This is a genomic window from Psychrobacter cibarius, assembly GCF_904845955.1.
In the GTDB taxonomy this organism is placed as follows: Bacteria; Pseudomonadota; Gammaproteobacteria; order Pseudomonadales; family Moraxellaceae; genus Psychrobacter; species Psychrobacter cibarius_B.
Genome location: NZ_CAJGYX010000010.1, coordinates 50,706 through 74,763, shown reverse-complemented (window position 1 = coordinate 74,763; position 24,058 = coordinate 50,706). Strand labels below are relative to the sequence as shown.

Annotated in this window: 17 protein-coding genes and 2 tRNA genes; 12 read left to right on the top strand and 7 right to left on the bottom strand. The window is 43.2% G+C overall.

The genetic code is table 11. From position 1 onward, the window contains the following. Positions 1-1,465, top strand: a 1,465-nt coding sequence (locus JMV76_RS14105; protein WP_201503124.1) for a sensor histidine kinase, incomplete at its 5' end; no start/stop codon positions are given. A 309-nt stretch (positions 1,466-1,774) separates the two neighbouring features. On the opposite strand, the gene JMV76_RS14100 is transcribed toward JMV76_RS14105, so the two are convergent. Next, positions 1,775-2,941: a D-alanyl-D-alanine carboxypeptidase family protein gene (locus JMV76_RS14100; RefSeq protein ID WP_201503123.1), complete on the bottom strand. Its 1,167-nt coding sequence runs from the start codon at positions 2,939-2,941 to the stop codon at positions 1,775-1,777. Positions 2,942-3,517: 576 nt separating this feature from the next. Further along, on the bottom strand, positions 3,518-3,955 hold the full coding sequence (locus JMV76_RS14095) for an MCR_0457 family protein (RefSeq protein ID WP_201503122.1): 438 nt from the start codon (positions 3,953-3,955) through the stop codon (positions 3,518-3,520). Positions 3,956-4,583: 628 nt separating this feature from the next. Here JMV76_RS14095 and surE point away from each other — a divergent pair. The 4 genes from surE to modB all read left to right on the top strand — a co-directional run bounded on the left by surE (position 4,584) and on the right by modB (position 8,979). Beyond that, positions 4,584-5,396, top strand: a complete 813-nt coding sequence (gene surE, locus JMV76_RS14090; RefSeq protein WP_201503121.1) for a 5'/3'-nucleotidase SurE — start codon at positions 4,584-4,586, stop codon at positions 5,394-5,396. A gap of 256 nt (positions 5,397-5,652) precedes the next feature. Continuing rightward, entirely contained in the window at positions 5,653-6,447 is a 795-nt protein-coding gene (locus JMV76_RS14085; RefSeq protein WP_201503120.1) for a M23 family metallopeptidase, read from the top strand. A gap of 139 nt (positions 6,448-6,586) precedes the next feature. Beyond that, a complete protein-coding gene (locus tag JMV76_RS14080) occupies positions 6,587-7,891 on the top strand; it encodes a lytic murein transglycosylase (RefSeq protein ID WP_201503119.1) in 1,305 nt (434 codons plus the stop codon). Positions 7,892-8,277: 386 nt separating this feature from the next. After that, entirely contained in the window at positions 8,278-8,979 is a 702-nt protein-coding gene (modB, locus tag JMV76_RS14075) for a molybdate ABC transporter permease subunit (RefSeq protein WP_109591635.1), read from the top strand. A gap of 46 nt (positions 8,980-9,025) precedes the next feature. On the opposite strand, the gene JMV76_RS14070 is transcribed toward modB, so the two are convergent. The 4 genes from JMV76_RS14070 to JMV76_RS14055 all read right to left on the bottom strand — a co-directional run bounded on the left by JMV76_RS14070 (position 9,026) and on the right by JMV76_RS14055 (position 11,961). Further along, positions 9,026-10,030, bottom strand: coding sequence for a D-cysteine desulfhydrase family protein (locus JMV76_RS14070; protein ID WP_201503118.1), 1,005 nt, complete (start codon positions 10,028-10,030; stop codon positions 9,026-9,028). A gap of 317 nt (positions 10,031-10,347) precedes the next feature. After that, complete coding sequence (locus tag JMV76_RS14065; RefSeq protein ID WP_227676300.1) at positions 10,348-11,151, bottom strand: DUF5020 family protein; 804 nt, start codon at positions 11,149-11,151, stop codon at positions 10,348-10,350. Positions 11,152-11,743: 592 nt separating this feature from the next. Further along, positions 11,744-11,820 (bottom strand) — tRNA-Asp (locus tag JMV76_RS14060). Positions 11,821-11,885: 65 nt separating this feature from the next. Beyond that, a tRNA-Val gene (locus JMV76_RS14055) sits at positions 11,886-11,961 on the bottom strand. Positions 11,962-12,257: 296 nt separating this feature from the next. On the opposite strand from JMV76_RS14055, the gene JMV76_RS14050 reads away from it, so the two are divergent. The 7 genes from JMV76_RS14050 to JMV76_RS14020 all read left to right on the top strand — a co-directional run bounded on the left by JMV76_RS14050 (position 12,258) and on the right by JMV76_RS14020 (position 22,754). Continuing rightward, entirely contained in the window at positions 12,258-13,895 is a 1,638-nt protein-coding gene (locus tag JMV76_RS14050; protein WP_201503117.1) for a cardiolipin synthase, read from the top strand. 104 nt (positions 13,896-13,999) lie between these two features. Beyond that, on the top strand, positions 14,000-15,457 hold the full coding sequence (locus JMV76_RS14045; protein WP_201503116.1) for a tetratricopeptide repeat protein: 1,458 nt from the start codon (positions 14,000-14,002) through the stop codon (positions 15,455-15,457). 222 nt (positions 15,458-15,679) lie between these two features. After that, positions 15,680-17,278 carry a 3-deoxy-D-manno-octulosonic acid transferase gene (locus JMV76_RS14040; protein WP_201503115.1) on the top strand — a complete coding sequence of 533 codons (1,599 nt, stop codon included), beginning with the start codon at positions 15,680-15,682 and terminating at the stop codon, positions 17,276-17,278. Continuing rightward, positions 17,275-18,000 carry a 16S rRNA (uracil(1498)-N(3))-methyltransferase gene (locus tag JMV76_RS14035; protein WP_201503114.1) on the top strand — a complete coding sequence of 242 codons (726 nt, stop codon included), beginning with the start codon at positions 17,275-17,277 and terminating at the stop codon, positions 17,998-18,000. Before JMV76_RS14040 ends, JMV76_RS14035 begins: the two co-directional genes overlap by 4 nt. 290 nt (positions 18,001-18,290) lie before the next feature. Continuing rightward, entirely contained in the window at positions 18,291-19,415 is a 1,125-nt protein-coding gene (locus JMV76_RS14030) for an extracellular solute-binding protein (RefSeq protein WP_201503113.1), read from the top strand. Between the two features lie 173 nt (positions 19,416-19,588). Further along, positions 19,589-21,295, top strand: coding sequence for an ABC transporter permease (locus JMV76_RS14025; protein ID WP_201503112.1), 1,707 nt, complete (start codon positions 19,589-19,591; stop codon positions 21,293-21,295). A gap of 106 nt (positions 21,296-21,401) precedes the next feature. Then, positions 21,402-22,754 (top strand): ABC transporter ATP-binding protein, encoded by a 1,353-nt coding sequence (locus JMV76_RS14020; RefSeq protein ID WP_201503111.1) that lies wholly within the window; start codon positions 21,402-21,404, stop codon positions 22,752-22,754. A gap of 146 nt (positions 22,755-22,900) precedes the next feature. Here JMV76_RS14020 and JMV76_RS14015 read toward each other — a convergent pair whose 3' ends face one another. Further along, on the bottom strand, positions 22,901-23,761 hold the full coding sequence (locus JMV76_RS14015) for a methyltransferase domain-containing protein (RefSeq protein ID WP_201503110.1): 861 nt from the start codon (positions 23,759-23,761) through the stop codon (positions 22,901-22,903). Between the last annotated feature and the right edge of the window lie 297 nt (positions 23,762-24,058).

The window sequence follows — 24,058 nt, the reverse complement described above, 5'->3', positions numbered from 1 at the left end:
CGATGTGACAGACTTCTTTCAAAGCATGATCACCCATGAGCTGAACACCCTGCGTTCACATTGGTTTCGAAGCAATATATTGCTATGGCTTATTACCACGATATTGACGGTACTTTGGGTATTGTACATTCTGCGCAAACTCAAATGGCCAATCAGAGATATTGAAGCTTTGAAAGAAGTCTGTCACATCGTCGTGAAAAACCCAGAGCTTGAGCAGTTACCAGTGATTCCACAGCTTTTTGAATTTCAGGAACTGGTACAAATCAAGCAAACTTTGGCTGTATTGTTTGATCGTTTACAGAAAGTCCAACAAGATTATGAGGCGCTTGCTATTTTTGAGCAGCAATTACACAACAAAGACGTATCCCTCGATGTGCAGCTGCACAACTTTCAAAGCATGATCACCCATGAGCTGAAAACTTCGCTAAATGCTATCGTAGGCGGTTTACAGCTGTTAGATTACGATACCCTCAATAGAGAACAAAAAGATGCGGTTGAAATTATCAGTGACGGTAGTGATAAATTGGTGTCGTCGCTTGATCATATTATCCAATTGAATCAAATACAAAAAGGTCAGATGAGTATTAGTTGTATTGCGTTCAATCCACTGCAGTTAATCGCCGATCTGTTGGCAGAATATGAGCCTATTGCTCGGCAAAAAAGGCTAGAGTTGATTAACCGTATTCATCATATAGACTATGGTCTGGAAGGGGATGCGGAAAAAATAAAACAAATATTATCGATATTACTGAGTAATGCGATTAAGTTTACTCCAGCGGGGCAGGTGACTATTACGTCGCAATTGACTCATTTTGATAAAAGCAATCGCTGGCAAATTAGCGTGAAAGACACAGGTATTGGTATCGATAGTACTCATATCGATGATATTTTTAATCCTTTTTTCCAAGTAGATTCATCACAAACTCGTCAATATGAAGGCTCAGGTGTTGGTTTGCCAGTCGTCAAGCAAATGGCTCAGCTGATGGGCGCTACTATAGAGGTAGATAGCACGTTAGGGTCAGGTACCCAATTCATGCTGACCATATCGATGACCAATAAACAGCAGTCTCGGCAGCAGCATTTATTGGCTGGATTGACTATTATTTACTATTATTATCATGAAGTTGGGTTTTTAGCGAAAGAGTTAGAGCGTTTAGGCGCGACGGTCATTTATCGTCAGCATGAAGCACTGGTTATAGAGGAGATGAGTATAAGACAGGTGAATATGGTGATGTTTGCGGAAGATATTTTTCCAAGTAAAGCTGAGTCGTTAGCCAAGCGTATTCGTCAATTTGAAAGTGAACATCGGGCTTTATTGGTATATTGGTATCCACCACATCGAGCGAAGCAGTTAGATAGCTTTGAGCATGGTTTAAAAGCAGCTGGTGTCGATTACTGTTATAGCGCCACTTATAAAGATAAAGCATTAAGCGACTTGCTTAAGCGCTGGTTGGTATGGACGTAATAGGTCAAAGTATTTGTCACGCTTACCGTACTAACCTCGTTTAATGTAATCCGTTGCCTTTCATTTACTGTAAATAGTTTCGAAAATCGTATTTTCGACAAGGGTGCTTGCTTTTAATCTGAAAAATATGATGAGCGAGGGCAAACCTGCTAATTCTAATAAATCAGTGTTTATCACAGTTTGATGAGGACACTACTTAATAGCAATAATAAAATCTGTGCGGTGAATGAGGACATAAAAAAGACGCCCCGTTTTGAGGCGTCTTTTTTGTCAGTAATGTTCTGGAGAAATAGCTTCTACTAATATTCTCTAAAACAGATTTTGTGCCCAACGTACGACACGCTGCCAAGTGCGGCTCATAAAGCCTGATTGCTCGATATCACTGGTCGCTATAATAGGCACTGAAGCCACCGCTTTACCATCAATAACGGCCATCATTTTGCCAATTTCTTGACCTTTTTTGATGGGTGCTTCTAGGCTCTCAGGAATATCTACCACAGTCGTGATTTTGTTTTTTTGCGTTTTGCTGGTTAGAATTTGCAAATTATCCGCAGTGACTAGCTCAACTTCATCAGTTTCACCGAACCAAACTGGAACTTTGCTGACAAATTGTCCGGCAGGTGCTTTGGTGACAGTAGTGAAGTGGCCAAAGCCCCAGTTGAGCAGCTCACGTGATTGATCGGCACGTGCTTGCTGGCTCTCTGTTCCCATAATCACGGAAATCAAGCGCATGCCATCACGATTGCTTGAAGCCGCTAAGCAATAGCCTGCGGCATCAGTGTGGCCAGTTTTTAAACCATCAACGGTTGGATCGGTTGCAAGTAGAGCATTACGGTTACCTTGAGTAATACCGTTATAGGTGAACTCTTTTTCTGCATAAATACCATAATAGTCGCCGCTATTCTTGATAATAGCACGTGACAATTTGGCCAAATCTAGTGCTGATGCCTCATGCCCTTCGTCAGGCATACCAGTAGAGTTGACGAAATGGGTATTTTTCATACCAAGCTTTTCTGCTTGCTCATTCATCAAGATAGCAAATGAGGCTTCGCTACCAGCGATATGCTCCGCCATAGCTTTTGAGGCATCGTTACCTGATTGAATAATAATACCGCGTAGCATGTCGATAACGCTAGCAGATTTATTTACCGGCACATACATGCAAGACTGGCTGCTACTACCACGACACCAAGCATTTGGACTCATTATGACTTGGTCATCTTCTTTGAGGTCGCCTGATGCTAAGCGCTGCTCAATGATGTAACTGGTCATCATTTTTGTCAAAGACGCTGGCGGTAGCGACTCATTGGCGTTCCTTTGTGCCAAAATCTCACCAGTATTATAATCCATCAATACATAGGCGGTATTATCCATCTCAGGCGGCTGGATGGCTGCGTTTGCCATCACTGCACTCATAGAGATACTCACACCGACTACCAGCTGCACCAGCTGATTTTTTACACGCTTTACTGTCATATATCGTTACACCGCATCATGAAACCAAATGTATCTACCGCTTGTACCTTGCACTAAATCTTATGCATCATTTTAAGTAGCCTGTCTTAAACATTCTGTTTAAAAACAATGTATTAATAAGAGTGGTGATGGCTGAGCGACAGACATAAAATTAACGCCTTATCTTAGCAAAATGCCAACCGATGGGGAATCGATAAATGCAAAAAAAGACCCGATTAAAAAGAAAGAGTGGTAAGAAGTAAACGTTTGCTCAGACTAAGACTGCCACAATGTCTCGAATAGAAATAATTCGACTGTCATAAAAAAGCTTACGGTCATCCTGTTGGTATAAACAGAATTATCGTAAGCTTTTTTGTTACTTACAAGCCTGATGAACAAGCTTATAAGTTTTCGCTAAATAGCCCATAATCAGCGTTCCAAGACAGATAATGCCATGATTTATTGTCATTAGTTATAGCTGACTTTATCAATTTAGAATCAATGCTGGGGCATAGCTATTGTAGGAGAGACGATAGGATGTCTGATAAGTAAGCCAATTATAATGTTGTAATTGTTGTGCTTAATTATGATGATCCACTACTGGTATTCAGCATTCGCCAAGTCTTCGCATAGAGCTTTGTTATCTTGTTTAGAGAAGCCCATTGTCCAGCTACGAATGCCTTGTAATATCTGGCGATAATCTTGCCGAGTGGATAGATATTGAATCGCTGCTTTTGGATCTTCTAAAGACGGCATCAACTCGTGAAGCTGCACGTTATAAGATTTATAAAAGCGCTGTTTTTGTTTGCCATTGAGCATCGGTGGACATATCTCTGATAGCACTTGCATGACCGCAATTTCATGTTTGGTAACATTGATGCCAGACATATCTAGAGGTATGGTCGTAGCAGAATTATTCGCCGCAAAGGATGCTTGAGACAGCATGGCAACAGACGTTACCAGTCCTGCAAGACTAATTTTGGACGCCGTCTTTGCTATCACAGAAGCTATAGATAATATCGATTGATTTTTCATGCAGTATTACACTCGCTTATCTTTAATTAATGGTGATATGTTAATGGGTAAAAAAACAAAAGTCACATAAAATATTGATTTATGTGTAGATATCTTGTGAGCCAAAGCTCTTTTTGAGCAACATATCAGCAGCATAGACTCATAAGTTACGTCAGCATAAAAATATAAGTTTGTATTGTTGTAAGGTGTTGCCTATTGTAACGTCAAGCCAAGTTTTTTTGCTGTTATTGATGCAGATATCATCGTGATAAAATTATAAATTGGATAGATTCTGCGCAAAGACTGGGTTCGTGTCAGCGTATTATTAGGGTATAATCGCCCAAAATTATGGTGGCATCCGCGTTTTGCTCTATCAATTTGTTCATATCCATGCTGTGATATAAACACAGTGTTATTTTATTTGATAGCGGTATGGCTTTTTTAACTTTGATAGTAAATTCAGCTATCATTTGACGCTTGCCAAATGCTGTGTATACATACTATTTATGCAGAAAAAGTCAATGTAGGTGTCAGCATCAAAAGTATGATCACACAATCTAACCACCATTTTCGGGTCTGGTTATAGCAATTTTATGCGGCTAAAGTTCATAAGTGGACAGGCGGTCATTAATGAGTATATTGAGTGAGAATGAAATTTTTAATTAGTAATTATGATGGGGTTTATGCGCCAGGGTTATTAGCATTACATCAAGCCCTGTCTGATATTGCAGGGTTGGTAGTAGTTGCGCCAAACAGTGAACAAAGTGGCTGCGCGAGTGCTTTGAGCCTCTCGATGCCATTATATACTCATCGATTGGATTCTGGTTTTATAGCGGTAAACGGTTCGCCAGCTGACTGTGTACATTTGGCTTTGCATGAGTTATATCCTGATATGCGTTTTGATTGTGTGATTACTGGCATTAATTCTGGTGCCAATCTTGGTCAAGACGTTTTATTTTCGGGTACCTTTGGTGCTGCATTAACCGCACAGCTCTTTGGAATACCTGCCATTGCGACCTCCCTAGTGGGCGGCGGTGTCAAAGGAGAAAAGCAAGAGCAGACCAGTCATTATCAAATGGCGGCAGCTGAAATTGTTAAATTATTGATAGAAACACCGATATTAGATGCTTGCAAAAATTTGCCCTATCATGTATTAAACGTTAATATTCCTGATGTGGATAGTGCTGATGATATCAAAGGTCGGAAAATAACGGCGTTAGGGCACCGTCAGATTGCGCGTCCTGTACATCATGTGGTCGATCCACGTGGGCGTGATGCTTATTGGTTGTCGCTACGTAAACGCCCACATGAGTTGCCATTAGAAACTGAAGATTTGCAGTCCTCTGCAATAGATATGACGGATGATCAAGCGGTAGCGGCGGGTTATATCAGTTTATCACCAGTGCGCCTGCATCATACGCCAGCAGACACGCTTAAAACGCTGTCGGCGTTAATGCTATAAATTTACGCTGCCAAAATGCGTCAAACAGCTGGTCAATATCCTGATATTATCTGCACTATTTTTCTTATTTGGCTGCCATTTATCTCATTTTTATCACCATTTTCAAAATGAGGACACGCCTTAAAAAATGGTTTACTATCGAGTAATTGATAATGATATTTGCCAAATACTAAATACTAAACGGTATAAAAGTTAGCAAAATGCTTGTGAGTAACACAAGGAGTTTGTGAGTAACATAAAGAATAGGAAATCTTGTATGAAGAAGCTTATTGCTGGATCGCGCTTTGCAACAGTGGCATTGATAGGTACTTTAACAGCAGCAACGTTAACGATTGTGGGCTGTGCAACCAAGCCTACTTACCAATCAGCCAACCAAGCGGGACCTAAGATTATTACCAATGCACAAGGCGTTCCTAACTACCATCGTGTACAGCGTGGCGATACGGTCAGCCAGATCGCTGAGCGCTATCGTCTCAGTTACCGTCAAATCGGTTCGCTGAATGGTTTGGACAGCAAGTATACGATTTATAGTGGTCAATGGCTCAAGCTGTGGCAAGGTACGCCAGCCGATAACAATCGTTATAACGCGCCTACAACGACACAGCCAACGTACAGACCACCTGTAACGAGCGTGCCTAATAATAGCTCACAAAGCCCTGTATACGAAGTGACGGCTAACGCAACGTCAGGTTATGAATATCCAAGTCGCAATCAAGTGACTCGTAACTTTGATGCGGCAGCGGGCACGATGGGTATGTGGTTTGCTGGTAATATCGGTGATCCCGTACTTGCTAGCCAATCTGGCACGGTACTGTACTCGGGCGATGGTCTGCCAGAGTATGGCAATCTTATTATGATTCGTCATAGTGATAATTACATCACCGCTTATGCGCATAATAGTCAGCTACTGGTCAAAGAAGGCGATGCTGTACAGCGCGGTCAGCGCATTGCAAACATGGGTAACAGTGGCCAGACCAATCAGGTCGGCTTAGAGTTCCAAGTGCGCTTAAATGGCAATCCTATTGATCCACGTGCGGTACTAGGGCGTTAAACGTGATGCCAAGTTGTGACTGATTTGGCAAGTTTAGTAGCTTTATTCAGAGCGCTTGAATTTCAGAGCGTTTGAATAAAGCCACCTTAACTAAATCGGTTTATTTGAGTCGCTTTACTTATTCATACTTGAGAATTTTATGATGTTAAAAAAACAATATCTTGCCCTGTTTCCTGCGTTAGTGATGGTTGGGTGTACCAGCCAACAGGCGATGCAAAAACCTAGCAAACCTGTGCGTCAAGGCAACGTTCAGATTACCCAAACTCAAACCATTCAAGTGAAGCCAGCACCGAAGCCTGTCATCAAGCCGCAGCCAGTGGCAAAGCCAAGCTATAACAACTTCTCTGATTGGAAGTCTGATTTTTCTATGCGGGCGATTTCATCAGGCCATGATGCAGCGACGGTGCGTCGTTTACTTGATACCGCTTATTTAAATCAGCAAGTCATCTCACTTGACTCAGGACAGCCAGAGTTTTCTAAGATGCCATGGGAATATGTCGATTCTGCCGTATCTGATGGGCGTGTGAGTACTGGTAAGCGTAAGTTCGCCGAGCAACGGGCATTTTTGTCGCAATTAGAATCGCAGTACGGTGTCAATGCAGAAATAATCGCTGCCATTTGGGGCATGGAGTCGTCATACGGCGTGGTGACGGGTAATAGCAGCATACCAAGCTCGCTTGCGAGTCTGGCTTATGATGGTCGTCGCCAAGAATTTGCCGAAACTCAGTTGTTGTCATTAGCGACGCTATTGCAGCGCGGTGATGTGTCTTGGTCGCAGCTCGATGGTTCTTGGGCAGGCGGCATGGGACAGACGCAGTTTATCCCTGATACTTGGCTGAAGCACGGAGTGGATGGTGATGGTAATGGTCACCGTAATCCGTGGGCAACGGGCGATGCACTGGCGTCCACCGCTAATTATTTGAGCAACTCAGGTTGGGTTCGAGGTCTAGCGCCATTTTACGAAGCGACCATTCCTGCCTCATTCGATTACTCCATGGTTGGTAGTAAGCAGCCTGCCGCGAGATGGGCGGCGATGGGTGTTGATACCATCGCTGATGTTTATTTGGATGCCAATACCGAAATGGAGCTGTGGCTACCAGCTGGCAAGGATGGTCCTGTACTGCTACTCAGCCCAAACTTTGATGTGATCAAGGTTTATAATAACTCATCGAGCTATGCGCTAGGTGTCAGCTTATTGGGTAAAGCGCTTGCTGGACAAGGCGGGTTACAGAAATCATGGCCGCGTTATGAGCGTCCATTATCCACAGCTCAAGTACGAAATTTACAGCAGCGTTTGACCAATTCAGGCTATGATACTAAAGGCGCTGACGGTATCGTGGGTACCAATACTCGATTGGCGTTCCAGCGCTGGCAAGCAGACAATGGTCAGACTCCAGACGGCTTTATTACTCAGCGTAGTGCGTCATCGTTAGCTTCGTGGTGAAGCAGGTTGATTGCACTGCTTTTGACTCGTATTGATTCTAATATTAGCGTATTAAAAGAAATTTTTTAACCATCATTTTTGATGGTAATATTTAATACGATGAGCTTAGTGGATAAAATAAAAAAGCACCCTAATAAGGTGCTTTTTTATTTTTCGCTATGATTATTTTTCAACAGACTTTAATCTTGTTAGGTTTTAATAAATAATATCGACACAAGAAGACTGATACTATGACTGATAAACGCTACACTGTTTGTTTATCAACGCGCTTTGTTTATCAACGCGCTATTTATAAGAGCTGACATTATATTTGTCTGTTCAATCTTTTAATATTAGATACAATAGATCCTTTATCCTCATAACGAATGGCAACGAGCAGTGACATTATGATAGACCAGTCTCTTATGTCCGATATGCTTAGTCCGTTTTGGGTAAGTATTAAGCTTGCTGGTGTCACTACCATTTGTTTATTACTGTTCGCAACGCCTGTGGCTTATTGGCTCGCTAAGCCCAGCCGTAGGCAAGTTGTGGCACGTCTTAAAGTCTTGCTTATGGGCATCATTGCCATGCCATTGGTTTTGCCGCCTACCGTCATCGGCTTTTACCTTTTATTACTGTTAAGCCCTAGTGTCGGTATTGGTAAATGGCTTAGCGAACATAATATCAGCCCCTTGATATTTACCTTTGAAGGTCTTGTCATTGGTTCGATTATTTACTCTTTGCCTTTTTATATTCAGCCTGTCTACGCCCAATTTTTACGTATTCCACAAAGCGTGATGGAAGTGGCACATTTATTGGAGCCAAGCCGTTTCAAACGGTTTCTCAGAGTCGCTCTGCCACAAGCGCGTGTCGGTATTGTGCTCGGCAGCTTAATAAGTTTTGCCCATACTATTGGTGAGTTTGGCGTGGTTTTGATGATAGGGGGTAGTATATCCGATGAGACTAAAGTGGTCTCGATTGCGATATATGAGCAAGTAGAGGCGCTAAATTACGAGGCAGCGCACATGATGTCTGGGATTCTCATCATTATGGGAGTGATTATGGTGGCGTTGATTGCTAGTGTGAGCCGGCTGAATCAACGCTCATAAGATTGCAGTTAATACCTATAGCTTGAGTTAATGCGTCAAAATTTATTTATCCATTTCTTTTCATCATATCTAAGTCACTTGAGTAGGCAAATAAAGCTGGTGCACCGCCCGTATGCCAAAATAAGACACGATCGGTTTTCTTGATTTTGCCAGACCGAATCATATCTATGAGTCCGCCCATCGCACGACCCGTATAGACAGGATCTAAAAGTATGCCTTCTGTTTGAGCTGTCATCGCAATGGCGTCATTTTCTAATGTACCAACCACGCCATAACCTTCGCCCACATAATCAGAGTTGAGTGTTAAATCGGTTTCTGAAAACTGATGATCGGCACCGATAAGGGAGGCCGTGCTATTGGCAAGCGCGACGGTATACTGATCAAAAGGCACTTTGTCTGTTTCACCTTTATCGATATTGATACCTACGATTTGGGCGGGCGAATTGAGTATTTTTTTGCCAAGCATCAAACCGGCTTGTGTTGCCCCAGAGCTAGAAGCAAAAATGATATGAGTAAATGATAGGTTCATGCTTTCGCGTTGCGATTCTAACTCTTTAAAAGCTTCTACAAACGCTAAAGCACCCAGCTCATTGGAGCCGCCATAGGGTATGACATATGGTTTTTTGCCTTGTTTTGTTAACTGCTCAACGATTTTAGGAATGTCTTCTCCTTTGCGATTGGCGCCTGCCCAGTAAATATGTGATCCAAAAATTTTGTCTAATAAAAGATTGCCACTTGTTTGTTCGGGTTCTTCTCCACCTAATACTAAATGGCAGTCAAGTCCCAAGCTTGCCGCTGCGGCATCAGTTTGACGACAATGGTTCGATTGTGCGGCCCCTGCCGTAATCACGCAATCAGCACCTTGAGCAAGGGCATCACCCATAATAAATTCAAGCTTACGGGTTTTATTGCCACCCAATGCCAGTCCCGTGTTGTCATCTCGTTTCATAAAAATAGTAGGGCCATCAAGCGCTTTACTCAATCTGCTAAGCTCTATCAATGGAGTGGGGAAGAAGCCCAATGCTTGTCTGGGTATGTGGTTACATTCCATATTTTGTCCCTTTTATAATAAAAAAATGCTGAATAAGTTTGAAATACACACATTAATAAATTCAGTTAAAAATGATTATTTAGCGGCTATAATTAGCCAGTAATTATACGTCGTAACAGTCTTATCAAACGTATGAATGCGTATCCAGCTTGAGAATCAGTGGAATCCTAAGGGTTAATCTACCAAATATAAAATGAAAATCCTCATGCAAGCTGTCAATTTTGCATGAGGACTATTTGTTTTATTAACAAACTATTTATTTTAGTGAGAAAGAGTTGAGATCTGTTTTAGAACTATTCGTCAAACCAATTAGACAGTTAAAAATGAAACTTCACTAGAGCGCTAGGCACGTTTTGAGTTGTATCACTGCCATACTTATTTTTCCAGTAACTATATTCCATACCGACCTCTAAGCGATTATCAATGCCTAATAGTGGTTGTAAGTTATACTTTATTTGCGGATTGATATGTAGTTGGTTTTTTAAGTCATCATTGTTAAAAGAGTAGTCTACATAACCATCGACCACAAAATTGTTTTTCTCCCAACCGTAAGTTAAGGTGATTTGCTGGTCATCATCAGTATTATCATTGAAGACATGATATAGGGAAGCAGAGGCGTACTTCATACCTGAAATAGGCACATTCAAATCTGCCCCTAGTCCTATCATATAGTTGTCTTGGCTAAAGCCTTTGCTGTTCGAGCCAAACTCATATTGCCCCGCTAGATTGAGCTGTTTGATAAAGCTATCATCGAAAGTTGTGAGCTTAAGCTTGGGCGCAAACTCACCATACGTTTCTTTAAATCTATTGTTTTCAATATCATTTGCGCCTTGATGACGATCGACGAAGAAAAATACGCCGCCCCAACTGTGGGTAGATGCGTGCTCCAGAGTGATGGTCGTCAATTCTCCGTCTTCTACCAGCTCATAGTCATTACCATACAGTACAGAAAGACTGGTATCGGTGAAAAGCACCTTTGCATGGCTGCTGCTCATCGTACCCAAGGCAACGATCGCGGCTAAAGCGGTGGTTAATGAGCTACTAAAAAACAGTTTTTTCTGAATATTGGTTCTACATAATTGGCTAGCCAGTGGCAGGTTTGCAAATAAGTGATAACGCACAGTAATATTCCTTTATATAGAGTGGGTCATCCTAGCAGGCTGGGTATATGACAGAAGCGCGTTTTAACTTCCTGTCAAAACGGGTCAATGCTGCTAAGGATAAAGCGCGGTCAATTTTCGATAGCAATCTAAAACAATTAAGATAAATGCTATCGATATAAGTATTGTCAAAAGTATAAAAAATGCTCTGTTGGCTATGTTATCCGCAATAATTCTTAACACTTTGAAACAGTTAAGCATGTTTTATAATGAGTAACAACCATAAGCTAGCTAAAAATAATGGTCTATCAAGCCTTCTAAGTATTTGATATTACCTAAGTTTATGATTTTATTAAATTAACTGACTAAATGGTCAGCTTTATTATTTTTGTAAACAAGGAGATGTGTTGAAGTAGTTGGTAGGCTAAACCACTAGCAATAATTATTACGATTCAGAGTAGTGAAAAGAGCTGGTAGGGTAGTTTGGAACAAATGATATGAGAGGAAAGTGAATAAGGGTATGGCAGAATTAATAAACACAAAAAAACCTCAAACAATCTAATGTTTGAGGCGAAACTTGCTTAAACTCGAGAGTTTAAATTCGTTTTAAATATGGCGCAGCGGACGGGACTCGAACCCGCGACCCCCGGCGTGACAGGCCGGTATTCTAACCAACTGAACTACCGCTGCTTAGGTCGTACTTAGTTTATTTAACCACTTAGCTTACTACTTGAGAGTAACGCTATACTAAATAGTGGTGGGTGATGACGGATTCGAACCGCCGACATTCTGCGTGTAAGGCAGACGCTCTACCAACTGAGCTAATCACCCTTCGAACAATTGCTATGCAATTTATTCAACATCAACTGAGCTCTAAGTTTGTCACTAAGCTCTGCTGCTGTGGGTGTGTATTATATAGATTTACACATGGCTGTCAAACAGTTTTTTAACTATTTTGAAAAATAATTGAAAATACTGTCTGAAAGTTATTATTAATAGTAGTGTGAGGCACGTGTTTCCTAAGGTTGCTGCTTAAAAACTTATTATGGTTAGTCATTGTTTGATGGTCAAAAACTACTATACTATTGAGGGTGTTTTACGACTCATGCTTTATTTTATGTTGATTGTTGGAGGCGGGCATAGAAAATTCCACTATTGAACAAACTTTTACGACTTGGTCTTGGGGAGACTTTGCAGGCTTGGGTCTGGTATTGCATATTGTTCTCATGATAGTAATGACGCTACGTGTTGTGTCAGTGCAGCGCAATATCGGTGTGTCCATTGCTTGGATTGCTGTGCTCTATACCTTGCCTCTTTTTGGTTTCATCGCTTATATACTATTGGGTGAGCCGATGATAGGGCGGCGCTATCGTCAACGGGTAGACCAAGCAAGCTTATTGATGGATGATATGGCACGGCGTGAGAATTTGGTTTTTGATCAGGGACAAGAGCTGCTGCCAGCCAAATACCGCGGTGTCAGTCAAATAGGTACGCGTTGGACGGGGCTGGGCGTGTTTCCTAATCACAATATGCAGCTATTGACAGATCCTCATACTATTTTTCAGAGATTAATCGAAGATATCAATGCCGCTCAGAGTATTATCTTGATGGAGTTTTATATTGTTTATCCTAAAGGACAAGTACTAGAAGTGATAGAGGCGCTGTCAGCGGCAGCGCAGCGTGGCATTGAGTGTCATATCTTGGCTGATAGCGTGGGCAGCTTTAGTTTTTTTAATAGTAGCGCCCATCGTACATTAGAAAAAGCAGGTGTCTTTGTCCATCAGTCACTACCAGTGGGTTTATTTAAAACGCTATTTAAGCGCTCTGACTTGCGCAATCATCGTAAAATTGTGGTGATTGATGAGCACATTGGCTATATCGGTAGCTTTAACTTGGTCGATCCAAGATTTTTTAAACAAAATAAAAACGTTGGACAGTGGATCGATGTGGCGATACGCACGACCAGTCAACACTCTATTAGTATTACGACCGCCATGGCGATCGTGGTGGCCACGGATATTGGTGCGGAAAATAACGACAATTTAGACGCGCTCAATCAGCGAGTGAATGGCTATACTCGTAAACTATATGTGATGAACCCAACCATTAATGATTTAAACAGTCGGGTAAAGGTATTGGCTGGTGAGATCGACTATTATAAGCAACCAAATATTGGCTCGACATCGATTGTGATACCGAAGATGCCGATGGTAGAAGGGGTGCTGGCGCAGCTGATACCCTCCGCACCGCAAGTGACTGCCCATGTGATTTACAATACATTGGTGACCGTTATTCATCGCGCCAATAAACGCATTCGCATTACCACACCGTATTTTGTACCTGACGAGGCGCTCTCGGGAGCATTAACGATCGCTGCTAAACGCGGGGTTGAGGTGACGCTGATTGTCCCTGAAAAGGTGGATTCGTTTCTTGTACAGCATGCGTCACAAGCCTATTATCAAGAGCTGCTCGAGGCAGGCGTGACGATTGCCTTGTTTAAGGGTGGTCTGTTGCATACCAAAACAGTGGTTATCGATGATGATTATTGTTTATTTGGTACTGTAAACATCGATATGCGCAGTTTTTATCTAAATATGGAAGTGAGCTTGGCCATTTATACACCAGAGATGGTCGCTCAAGTCGCTGATTGCCAAGAAGCCTACTTACAAAGTTGCCGTTTTTTGAGTTTAGAGCAGTGGCAACAGCGCCATGGTGCAGAGCGTTTATTTGATAATGTGGTACGCTTATTTAGTCCTTTATTGTAGCATTTTCGATTTTAGGGTAAGGTAAACGACTGATGTCAGTTTAGTGCCATGATGACCTTATTTTTATTACTATTAATTTATCCCGATAAAGGATGCGCTTGTCTATGTATGCATCGTCTGCATCACCTCTAACGCCCTTTGATTATATTGCAGCAGGCTATTGGCAAGACTTTCTAGCGGATCGTCCTATCGCTGGTGGCATTGCTTACGAAAGCGAGCTTCGTGATTGTATCTTAGATGAGTCATTGGCAAGCTTACAGCGAGTCGATACGCTGCTGTCGCACATACGCCGTGAGATGGTTAAAACTGGTCGATGGCATGAAGAGACATTATTGCTCGATGAACGCTATCGTAACTTTATGGTATTTTTGGCATTTTATGCAGGGCGAGTATTGGCACAGCAATGGCAAAATACGCCGCATTGGTATGGACAGTTTGAGCTACATAAGCGCTATCCTGAACTGGCTCTTACAACCGATGATTTTTATCAACATATGGCGGTTATCTATTGTCAGTCGGCTGATGCTAATAGCGTTACGTCATTGTTTTTTGCCCTAGAGCCGATAGGTTTGCGGTTATTTGGTCATATTGATCGGCCGTTTGCAGCCGTACAAGGCGGTCAAGTGGCTAGCGGTTTATATCAGGCGGTTAGTGCAAGGCTGCCACATGCGCACGACAATCACGTTGCTAATTCGATCACGCCAGTCATTAATATCAGCACACCAAATACAAGCGCTAGTGTAGAGCACATTAAAACGGTTGATAGTCAGAAACCGTTAGAAAAAGAAGGGTTGAGTCATACGCCACATGCTGTGCCAGAATCTCAGAATCTGTCTCAGCAAGAGAACCAAACTAAGCCTGTGCTGTCTAAATCAGAAACAGTGCAACCTCATACAACCTCAGAAAACAGGGTATTAGAGCAGCCACTACCATCGGCAGTGCCTTCTCTTCAAGAATTGCCAACGCCCGCGATTTTTACGCAATTGCTCGTAGAGCTGGATAACATAGAAGCCGTTCAAACGGCTGGCAATAGCGAATATCAGCAAGCCCATAAAGTACTAGAGCAGTTAGAACAGCATATTGCCAAGCAAAGTAAGCCACGCGCGCAAATAAAATTTTCAGAGAGTCATTTGGCGGCAAAACAGCAAGCGTTATTAAAATTACAGGAAGCAGCGCATGCGGGTAATAGCGCTGCCATGCTACATTTGGCAATGTATGAGTTACTTGGTGAAGGGTTAGCCGTTGATAAGCGTGCTGCTACAGAGTCAGGTGCTGAATGGGTTAAGCAGGCAGCCAGCAAAAATGACAGTCGTGCGCAGCGCCTACTAAGCAAGATGTATTACCAAGGGGTCGGCGTGGCGCAAGATATAGACACTGGCAAATATTGGCTAGAGCAAGCAGCAAAGAATGGACACGCGGAAGCGGCGAGCGTAGTAGGGCAATGGCAACAGGCGCAAGCGCTGATAACGACACAAAAACAAGAGCAACATAGCATGAAGCGCTATCAGCTGCTATTCGCCGCCATACTCGTAGTGGCAATATTGATCCTAATTATTGTCTAAAATATTTTATGGCAACACGCTGTAAAGCGTATTGTTAATCGCTAAATTCAGGTAGAATTGGCGCATTTTTTACCGTCACCTTACTATAGTCGATTTAATTTAAAGACGTAAAAGGCAACCGAGTGCAGATGTATAGGTGATACTGCAAACGAGGTTAATGCCGTCACTCTTTTAGAGTGAATTGACTATATTATTTAAGCCATTACTAATCTGGGCAACTTTATGCCATCTTCTCCTATATCCTCTGATTGTGCTTTGGAAGCGACTGACCCAGTATCGTTGCCCAGCCGCACTGTTTATACTGCGCCTTTGTATTATCAGTGCGCCATTGGCTTACTTAAGCCGCTATATCGACTACAAGTTTGGCAGCGCTCACACAACCGCGACAACTATCAGCAAGAAGTGGCGCAGCGTTTTGGCAAACAATATCCGCCACGACCAGTGGCTAAAGTGACTAATGCGCAAACCGCTAAAGGTGTGATTTGGTGTCATGCGGTGTCATTGGGCGAGACCAATACTGTCGCGCCATTATTAGATACATTATTGGCTGATGGCTATCAAATATGGTTAACCAATACCACGCAGACAGGTTTTGCTCGCGGTGCCAGCCGTTTCGCCGATGATATTGCTCAAGGTCGGATGAGCCATAGCTACGTACCTGTCGACAGCCCAACTGTGATTGAGGCTTTTTTGGCGCATGTCAAGCCCATCGCTGCTCTGTTTGTAGAAACGGAACTGTGGGCAAATATCCTAACCAAATTATCCGAACACCATATTCCCAGTATTTTGGTCAACGGTCGGCTGTCAGCGTCTTCTTTTAAAAGTTATCAAAAAATTGCTGCGGTCAGTGCCAGTATGATGAAAAATCTGACTTTGATTATCGCCCAAGACAGCGACTCTGCTAAACGCTTTCGACAATTGGGTGCGAATAGCGCGCAAATTCGTGTCGCAGGTTCACTCAAATGGGTGATTAATACGCCTCAAATTGAAGATAAAGCGGCTGATATAGAAGCTGATATAGAAGATAACTATACAGAAAATCCGAGCGTACCAAACCAATATTCTGAATCGGTCAAAGAGTCCACATTAGCGAAAAAGATGAATATCACTGGTCGACCGATTTGGGTTGCCGCAAGTACCCATAGTGGCGAAGAAGAGACGGCACTGTCACTGCATCAACAGCTATTGTCTCATCCCGCGCTCGCTGATGCGCTGCTTATCATTGTACCTAGACATCCTGAACGTTTTGATGAAGTAGCAGCGCTCATTCAAGCGTCTGAATTAACAATGGCACGGCGTAGTGCAGAAGATAGCATTCATGTAGACACACAAGTCTATCTGGCTGATAGCATGGGTGAGCTGATGGCGTGGTATAAGTTGGCAGATGTGGCACTGGTCGGCGGCTCATTAGTGGATGTCGGTGGGCACAATCCCGTTGAGCCAGCCAGTGTGGCAACGCCTGTACTCATGGGGCGCTATACGCAGTCTTGCCAAAGCGTGGTAGATAAATTGGCGGAGGTCGGCGCGTTATATCAGCCAAACAATGTTTTCTATCGTCCCATTACTGTTAATGCAGCTACTACTAATGATGATACAAATCAACAATCCTCTCGTAAGAAGCCTGCCGCTAAAGAGGAGGTAGCGCTCATTTGTCAGCAGCTAGTGTCTTGGCTCAGTGATCTTGAGGTAGCGGCACAAGCAGGGCAAGCTGGCGCGCGAATGACGAGACAACAGCAAGCCGTATTGACCCGCCAATTTACCATGATTAAAGAGGTTGTCGAGCAGCATGCTATTCAACGACCAAGCCAAGAGCTGCTATGAATTGTTTATTATTACCCATTGAAAACTTCTCTTCGGATGCGGCATATATTGATGAATTATCACAAATAAATCACGTCAATAAAGTACTAACAGCAAAAGTTGGTGATACGCTGAAAATCGGTCAAATGGGCGGTCATTTGGGCACTGCTGTGATTGAGAGCATCCGCTCTGATGCTATTCAGTTGCGTGATATTCAGCTCACCACTGCGCCGCCACTAAAGCTAGATTTGACCGTTGTGTTGGCACTACCGCGTCCTAAAGTGCTACGCCGCTTAATCATGGATATGACCGCGCTTGGGGTACGCGATATCATCTTAATCAACAGCTATCGCACGCAAAAAAGCTATTGGCAAAGTCCGATGCTTGAGCGCCTTGATGAGTTTGTATTAGAAGGGCTGCAACAAGGGGTTGACACCATAGCGCCTCGTATCACTTTACAAAAACGCTTTAAGCCATTCGTGGAAGATGAGCTGGCAGGTTTGGTAACCAATCGAGCCATCGTGGCGCACCCGTATAGTGAGCTATCCTTTACAAAGTATCTACAACAGCCGCCATCGTTAGGATTGCCAAGTCTGGTTTGTATCGGTAGCGAGGGCGGCTGGATTGATTATGAAATAGCACTGCTCGCCACTCAAGGCTGCGCGGCAGTCACTATAGGCTCGCGTATCCTGCGTACAGAAGCCGCCGTCAATGTGATTTTAGGTCAATGGTTGCTGTCGTGAATCAGTAGATCGTTGAAAGATAATTAAGACATGCCATCACTTAGAAAAGCTATAGATTGATTCATGAAGATCTATAAATTTATCCTTAAAAAGAGACAGTTGAGCCAAATTATCCTTGCATTTCTGAGTTAAACAAATGTATTGATAATTAATCTCATTTCTATTAGTATGTTGTTTCAGAGATTATCGCGTGATTGAACCTTATTATTATAGGTCTTTAGCGCCGTCTTATCTTATTGTCATCTCGTCTATTTATCTCACCTTTTCGTAGCATCATTATGGGGAAAACCATGTCATTGAATGCCATTAGCGCTAACCTAACTTCTACTAAGCTTATCTTGCCTGTTGCCGTATTTGGCATGATGTTGGGACTGGCTGGTTGTAGCAATTCATCTACAACAGAAGCGAGCGTGGAGGCGGAGACATCAGCGGCGGCTACTGAGCAACCAGCTGCTAATGATGGTGCTACGAGTGAAGGTGGTCAAACGATTACCATTTATTCTTCGCGAAATGAGCAGCTGATTAAGCCATTGCTAGACCGTTATACCGAACAGACAGGTGTGAAGATTGAGCTGGTCACAGATAGTACAGGTCCGCTCATGGCGCGTTTGCAAGCTGAAGGTCAGAACCCGCCAGCCGACATGCTGCTCACGGTTGATGCCGGCATCTTATGGCAAGCCGCTCAGCAAGGCTTGTTACAACCAGTATCCTCTACTGTGTTAGAAGAAAATGTCCCTGCCAAATATCGTGATCCAAAAGGTCAGTGGACAGGGCTATCATTGCGTGCTCGTACGATCTTTTATGACCCAAGTAAAGTCAGTGCCGACCAATTGTCTACTTATGCAGATTTAGCCGATCCAAAATGGAAAGGCAAGTTATGCCTACGTACTTCTAAAAAGGTCTATAACCAGTCGCTTGTGGCCAGTATGATGGAGCATTTGGGCGAAGAAAAAACCGAAGAAATCGTCCGTGGTTGGGTCGCTAACTTAGCGACTGACGTGTTCAGCGGTGACACCAGTATGCTAGAAGCCATCGCTGCTGGTCAGCGTGAAGTGGGCATTGCCAATAGTTACTACTACGGTCGTCTGCTCGATGAAAAACCTAACTTCCCTGTGAAGATATTTTGGGCAAACCAAGGCACGACTGGTACACACGTAAATATTTCAGGTGCTGGTGTGGTCGCAGGTTCAGACAATCCAGATGGGACGCTTAAACTGATAGAATGGTTGTCTTCTGATGAGGCGCAAGGTCTTTATGCCAGCTCAGACAAAGAATTTCCAGTAAAAGTAGGGATTGATGAGTCAGAAATGCTCAGATCATGGGGTGAGTTCAAAAAAGACGATATCAATGTGCAAAAGTTTGGTGAGCTACAAACCCAAGCCATTCAGTTGATGGACAAAGCAGGCTATAAATAAGGTATTGACAGTCATACCATTCTCAAAAATGACAATGCCTATCAAGCACGAGTATCAAGCTTGATAGGCTAAATGATAGTGTTTATGTTCAAAGCAGACAGTGTTTTTAACCGTATTTTTGAGTTTGGTATAATGTTATAAGGTCTTTATGCGTATGACACGGTAATAATGATATGATCAAAACGCCAGACGCGTCTGTACGTCAAAACGATACAGTCAATGATAGTGCTAATGTCAACAATATGGATAATCATAATATTGATGGAAAGCAGACTGTCAGCCAAGACCACGCCGTCCGTAAACGTATTATCTCAAAATCAGTCTTAGGACTGATTTCGTCGTTTATGCTTTTGCCAATTTTGATTGTGTTGCTATCTTGGACGCAGCCAATTGCCGATATCTGGACGCACATGGCGGATTATGTGCTGCCGCAAGTGCTTAAAAATACCGCGATTTTATTGCTGATGGTAACGGTCGTGTCTGGCACTATTGGCACCGCGCTTGCTTGGGTAACCAGTATGTACCGCTTCCCTGGACAGCGGTTTTTTTCGTGGGCGCTGATGTTACCACTGGCGATACCTGCTTATGTATTAGCATTTGTCACCATTGGTATTGTTGATTTTAGTGGACCATTACAGACAGGTTTGCGCGACCTAGGCTTTGATGCAGCGATTCCTTCGATCCGTAATGTCTGGGGAGCAGGTTTGGTATTGTCCCTAGCATTTTATCCCTATGTCTATTTGCTGGCACGTCAAGCGTTCTTATCGCAAGGCAGGCGAGCGATTGAAGCGGGACAAATGCTGGGCTTAAGCCGTAGCCGCGTGTTTTTTCGGTTGGCATTACCACAAGCCTTGCCGTGGATTATTGGCGGACTACTGCTTGCCAGTATGGAAACCTTGGCAGACTTTGGTGCCGTATCAGTCTTTAATGTTGATACCTTTACCACGGCTATTTACAAAGCATGGTTTGGTTTCTTTAGTTTGACCACTGCGGCACAATTGGCGGCTTTGCTCATCGGTGTAATCTTTATTGTGGTATTGTTTGAGCAGTATTGGCAAACCAAGCGCGGCAATAACGTGACTCAAGGCAGCAGTCAACGTTTTGATGCCACCACGCCTGCAAAATTGGGTATGACATTACTGTGTACCTTGGTGTTTGCTGGCGCTTTTTTAATCCCATTTTTGCAGCTTATCTACTGGACGGCATTGAATTTTCGCCAAGATTTTGATGCGCGCTATATTGATTTTGTGACCAACAGCCTCATGATTGCTAGCATGACCACGATTTTTATTGCCTTTTTGGCGATTATCATTGCGTGGATTAAGCGGCAGTATCCTGATAAATTGACCAAGCTCATGACTACTTTGGCAAATTTGGGTTATGTGGTGCCGGGTACCGTATTGGCAGTGGGCATATTTATTCCAATTGCTTGGCTAGATAATCAAATGATTGCCTTTGGGATTACCACGCAGCAAGTGCTATCAGGCAGTGTGATTGTGATGCTATTGGCATTATCGACGCGTTTTATGACGGTGAGTTTTCAGCCAGTTGATCGACAGCTACAGCGACTAACGGTTAATCAAGAAGCCGCTGCTAAATTACTGAGTGACAGTCCTTACCAGCGCTGGCGGCAAGTGATGTTGCCTGTTATTAGTCCGGGAATATTGACTGGACTGTTGATGGGGTTTGTTGAAGTCATGAAAGAGATGCCGATTACCTTAATGACGCGTCGCCAAGGCTGGGATACGCTGGCGGTGCGGGTGTTTGAGATGACCAGTGAAGGCATGTGGGGACGAGCTGCGTTGCCCAGTTTATTGATTGTGCTGGTTGGGCTGCTGCCTGTTTGGATATTATTGCGTCAAAGCGATAAGCAAGGTTAAGGTGTTTTTAGAGTGAATCTGCATTATCCGATAGCGCTCCATTTTATGATTGTTTTCACTGTTTTATCTATGGGTTTTATTTACTAATAGCTAACTGGTACCGTCTATGTACACTGATTCAATGAAAGCCTCAGCAGACTCTAAATCAATCAATGCCAAGTCAATAAAGGCCAAGGCAAGACTGGAGCATATAAAAAAATTACCAGTTGCTCAAGTTAAGACGTCGCCCGCCCAGCCTAGTAAGTCTTTAGAAAAAATCAGTGCTTCTAGCCAAGATGTTGAGACAAATACTGAGGCAGCTACGGCTACTAGTCCTTATTTTAGTGTGCAAGATTTAATCGTCGGTTATGACGATACGATTATCGTCAATGGTTTGTCATTGCAATTGAAGCAAGGCGAGATTGGTTGCTTTTTGGGTTATAGCGGCTGCGGCAAGACCACGGCACTAAGAGCGATTGCAGGGCTGGAACAAAGCCGTGATGGTACGGTTCTCTTAAACAATCAATGTCTTACTGATAAAACTGACCGTAACTCATTTGCCGTCGCACCTGCCAAACGCGGTATGGGCATGGTGTTTCAGGACTATGCGTTATTTGGACATTTGAGCGTGGCAAAAAACATCGCTTTTGGTCTGAATAAATGGTCTGCCGCTGACAAAAAATCCCGTGTCGCTGAGATGCTAGAGCTGGTTGAATTGTCTGAGCATGCTGACAAACGTCCAAATGAGCTGTCAGGTGGTCAGCAGCAGCGGGTGGCACTAGCCCGCGCATTAGCGCCAAAGCCAAAACTATTACTACTCGATGAGCCGTTTTCTAATCTAGATGTGGTGCTACGTGAATCATTGGCAATGAATGTTCGTGATATTCTTAAACGCACCAATACCACGGCAATACTGGTCACTCATGATCAAAACGAAGCTTTTGCATTGGCTGATAAAGTGGGGGTGATGCATAAAGGTAAACTGGTACAGTGGGCAACCCCAAGCGAGCTATATCATGAGCCAATCAGTCCTTTTGTCGCTGAGTTTGTCGGCGAAGGCGCGATGATAGATGGCATCATCAAAGAAGGCCATGTTGAGACGGCATTAGGCGATATCTATCGGCGTATGGAAGTGTACGATGAATCAGGGTACCCACAGTATTGCGAGTACGATTATCCTAATGGCACACCGATTAAGGTGTTGGTGCGCCCTGATGATATCATTCATGACGATGAGAGCAACCAAACCGCTTTAGTCGTTGGACGCGTATTTCGCGGTGCCAACTATTTATATCGCTTGCAGCTCGATGACGGGCAAACGGTACTGTCTTTAGTCGCCAGCCACCATAATCACGAGATTGGATCGAAGATTGGTATTTTACCTATCCTAGAGCATGTCGTGGTATTTGATGAAAAAGACATCAATGCGACGACTTGGTCAGAGTATGATAGGTCAGAGAGAGTTGATGAGACAGAATAGTCGCAGTATTTATAAGTGATTAGAGTATTAACCTCGCGACATGCACACGGTATGCTATTGACGCTTGGCTGCCTTGTATCTACTTTAAACTGCGGCGACTATATTAATTTATGTTTACGTCAAACAACAGCGGCTTGCACTTATGCTTATCGCGTCGCCAATATGTGCAAATAACGTCCCAACCGTTTATACGGCTCTAATTGCGAGTAGCGCAGCTCCATGCGTATCACGGCCTCTGGGTCATTGTGACCACCACGCTTAAGCGGGGCATAATCATGAAAGACGCGCAGACCACTGGTGCATATGGTTTGGTATTGATGCGCCGTCAACCAAGATTCAACTTCTTCTTTGGCGACAGGATGGTTGGGCGTGAGGCTTTTTTTGTTGTCCGCCTTATATTCTGTATTATCGAGTAAGTTAAAATTCCCCATGATCAGGTTGCGATAATCAAAGCTTACTGGGTTATAAAAGCATAAAGATAGCGCACCATTATCCGTTAATTGCTGATCAAAAAAGTCCATCACTGCGGCAGGCTCTGCCAACCATTCGAGCAGCGCATGACACATGATTAAATCAAACTTATCATCATCTTCTGTCGCCAACTTTTCTTTTAGCTCTTGATAGGGGCAAACGTACCAAGTGATATCCAGCGCTTCTTCAGTTTGGGCGGCACTCGCTTTGGCTTTCTCTAACATATTGGCTGAGATATCATTGATAACTACGCTATGACCTTGAGTAGCCAGCCCTATCGCAATCTGTGCCAATCCTGCGCCTACATCTAAAATACGCAGCGGTCGTCCAAGACTTTTGCTCATCTGTGCACTATATTCAAAAATATCACGGCGCAATACCGCCAGTCGAATCTCTCCTTTTAAACCACCGTAGACCTTTTTTTCAAAATGATCGGCAATGGGGTCAAAGCTACGATCGGTACGCGCATCCTCTACTGGTTTTTCTGCTGATTTATCTAATAGTTGCTCTGCTTGTTTTTTAATATTGCTTTGCATAAAAAGTCACATTGTCTTAAAAATAATGGAATGGGTAGGGTATTTATTTAAATATAATCAAAATACCTTAAAGAGCGCTACGCTACGGCTGGTGTCAGTTTTTCGTAGCCTTTGTCTGCGTAGGCACAGCAAGTAAGAAAAAATTATACCAGCCGTATGTGATACATCGATCTTGTTTTTCAGTGACTACAACGCTTCATTAACGCTTCATTTGTTTATCTACGCTGTTAAATAAAACCTCTATTAGGTTAGGATAGTCATAAGAGAAATGCTCGTTTTAAAAGGATAGAGGTCAAC

Excerpts from the sequence above, each read along its gene's own strand:
- JMV76_RS14030 (WP_201503113.1), top strand. The coding sequence starts at position 18,291 with ATGTCATTGAATGCCATTAGCGCTAACCTAACTTCTACTAAGCTTATC.
- JMV76_RS14045 (WP_201503116.1), top strand. The coding sequence starts at position 14,000 with ATGTATGCATCGTCTGCATCACCTCTAACGCCCTTTGATTATATTGCA.
- JMV76_RS14085 (WP_201503120.1), top strand. The coding sequence starts at position 5,653 with ATGAAGAAGCTTATTGCTGGATCGCGCTTTGCAACAGTGGCATTGATA.
- JMV76_RS14015 (WP_201503110.1), bottom strand. The coding sequence starts at position 23,761 with ATGCAAAGCAATATTAAAAAACAAGCAGAGCAACTATTAGATAAATCA.
- modB (WP_109591635.1), top strand. The coding sequence starts at position 8,278 with ATGATAGACCAGTCTCTTATGTCCGATATGCTTAGTCCGTTTTGGGTA.
- JMV76_RS14020 (WP_201503111.1), top strand. The coding sequence starts at position 21,402 with ATGTACACTGATTCAATGAAAGCCTCAGCAGACTCTAAATCAATCAAT.
- JMV76_RS14100 (WP_201503123.1), bottom strand. The coding sequence starts at position 2,941 with ATGACAGTAAAGCGTGTAAAAAATCAGCTGGTGCAGCTGGTAGTCGGT.
- JMV76_RS14095 (WP_201503122.1), bottom strand. The coding sequence starts at position 3,955 with ATGAAAAATCAATCGATATTATCTATAGCTTCTGTGATAGCAAAGACG.
- JMV76_RS14040 (WP_201503115.1), top strand. The coding sequence starts at position 15,680 with ATGCCATCTTCTCCTATATCCTCTGATTGTGCTTTGGAAGCGACTGAC.
- JMV76_RS14025 (WP_201503112.1), top strand. The coding sequence starts at position 19,589 with ATGATCAAAACGCCAGACGCGTCTGTACGTCAAAACGATACAGTCAAT.
- JMV76_RS14035 (WP_201503114.1), top strand. The coding sequence starts at position 17,275 with ATGAATTGTTTATTATTACCCATTGAAAACTTCTCTTCGGATGCGGCA.
- surE (WP_201503121.1), top strand. The coding sequence starts at position 4,584 with ATGAAATTTTTAATTAGTAATTATGATGGGGTTTATGCGCCAGGGTTA.
- JMV76_RS14070 (WP_201503118.1), bottom strand. The coding sequence starts at position 10,030 with ATGGAATGTAACCACATACCCAGACAAGCATTGGGCTTCTTCCCCACT.
- JMV76_RS14080 (WP_201503119.1), top strand. The coding sequence starts at position 6,587 with ATGATGTTAAAAAAACAATATCTTGCCCTGTTTCCTGCGTTAGTGATG.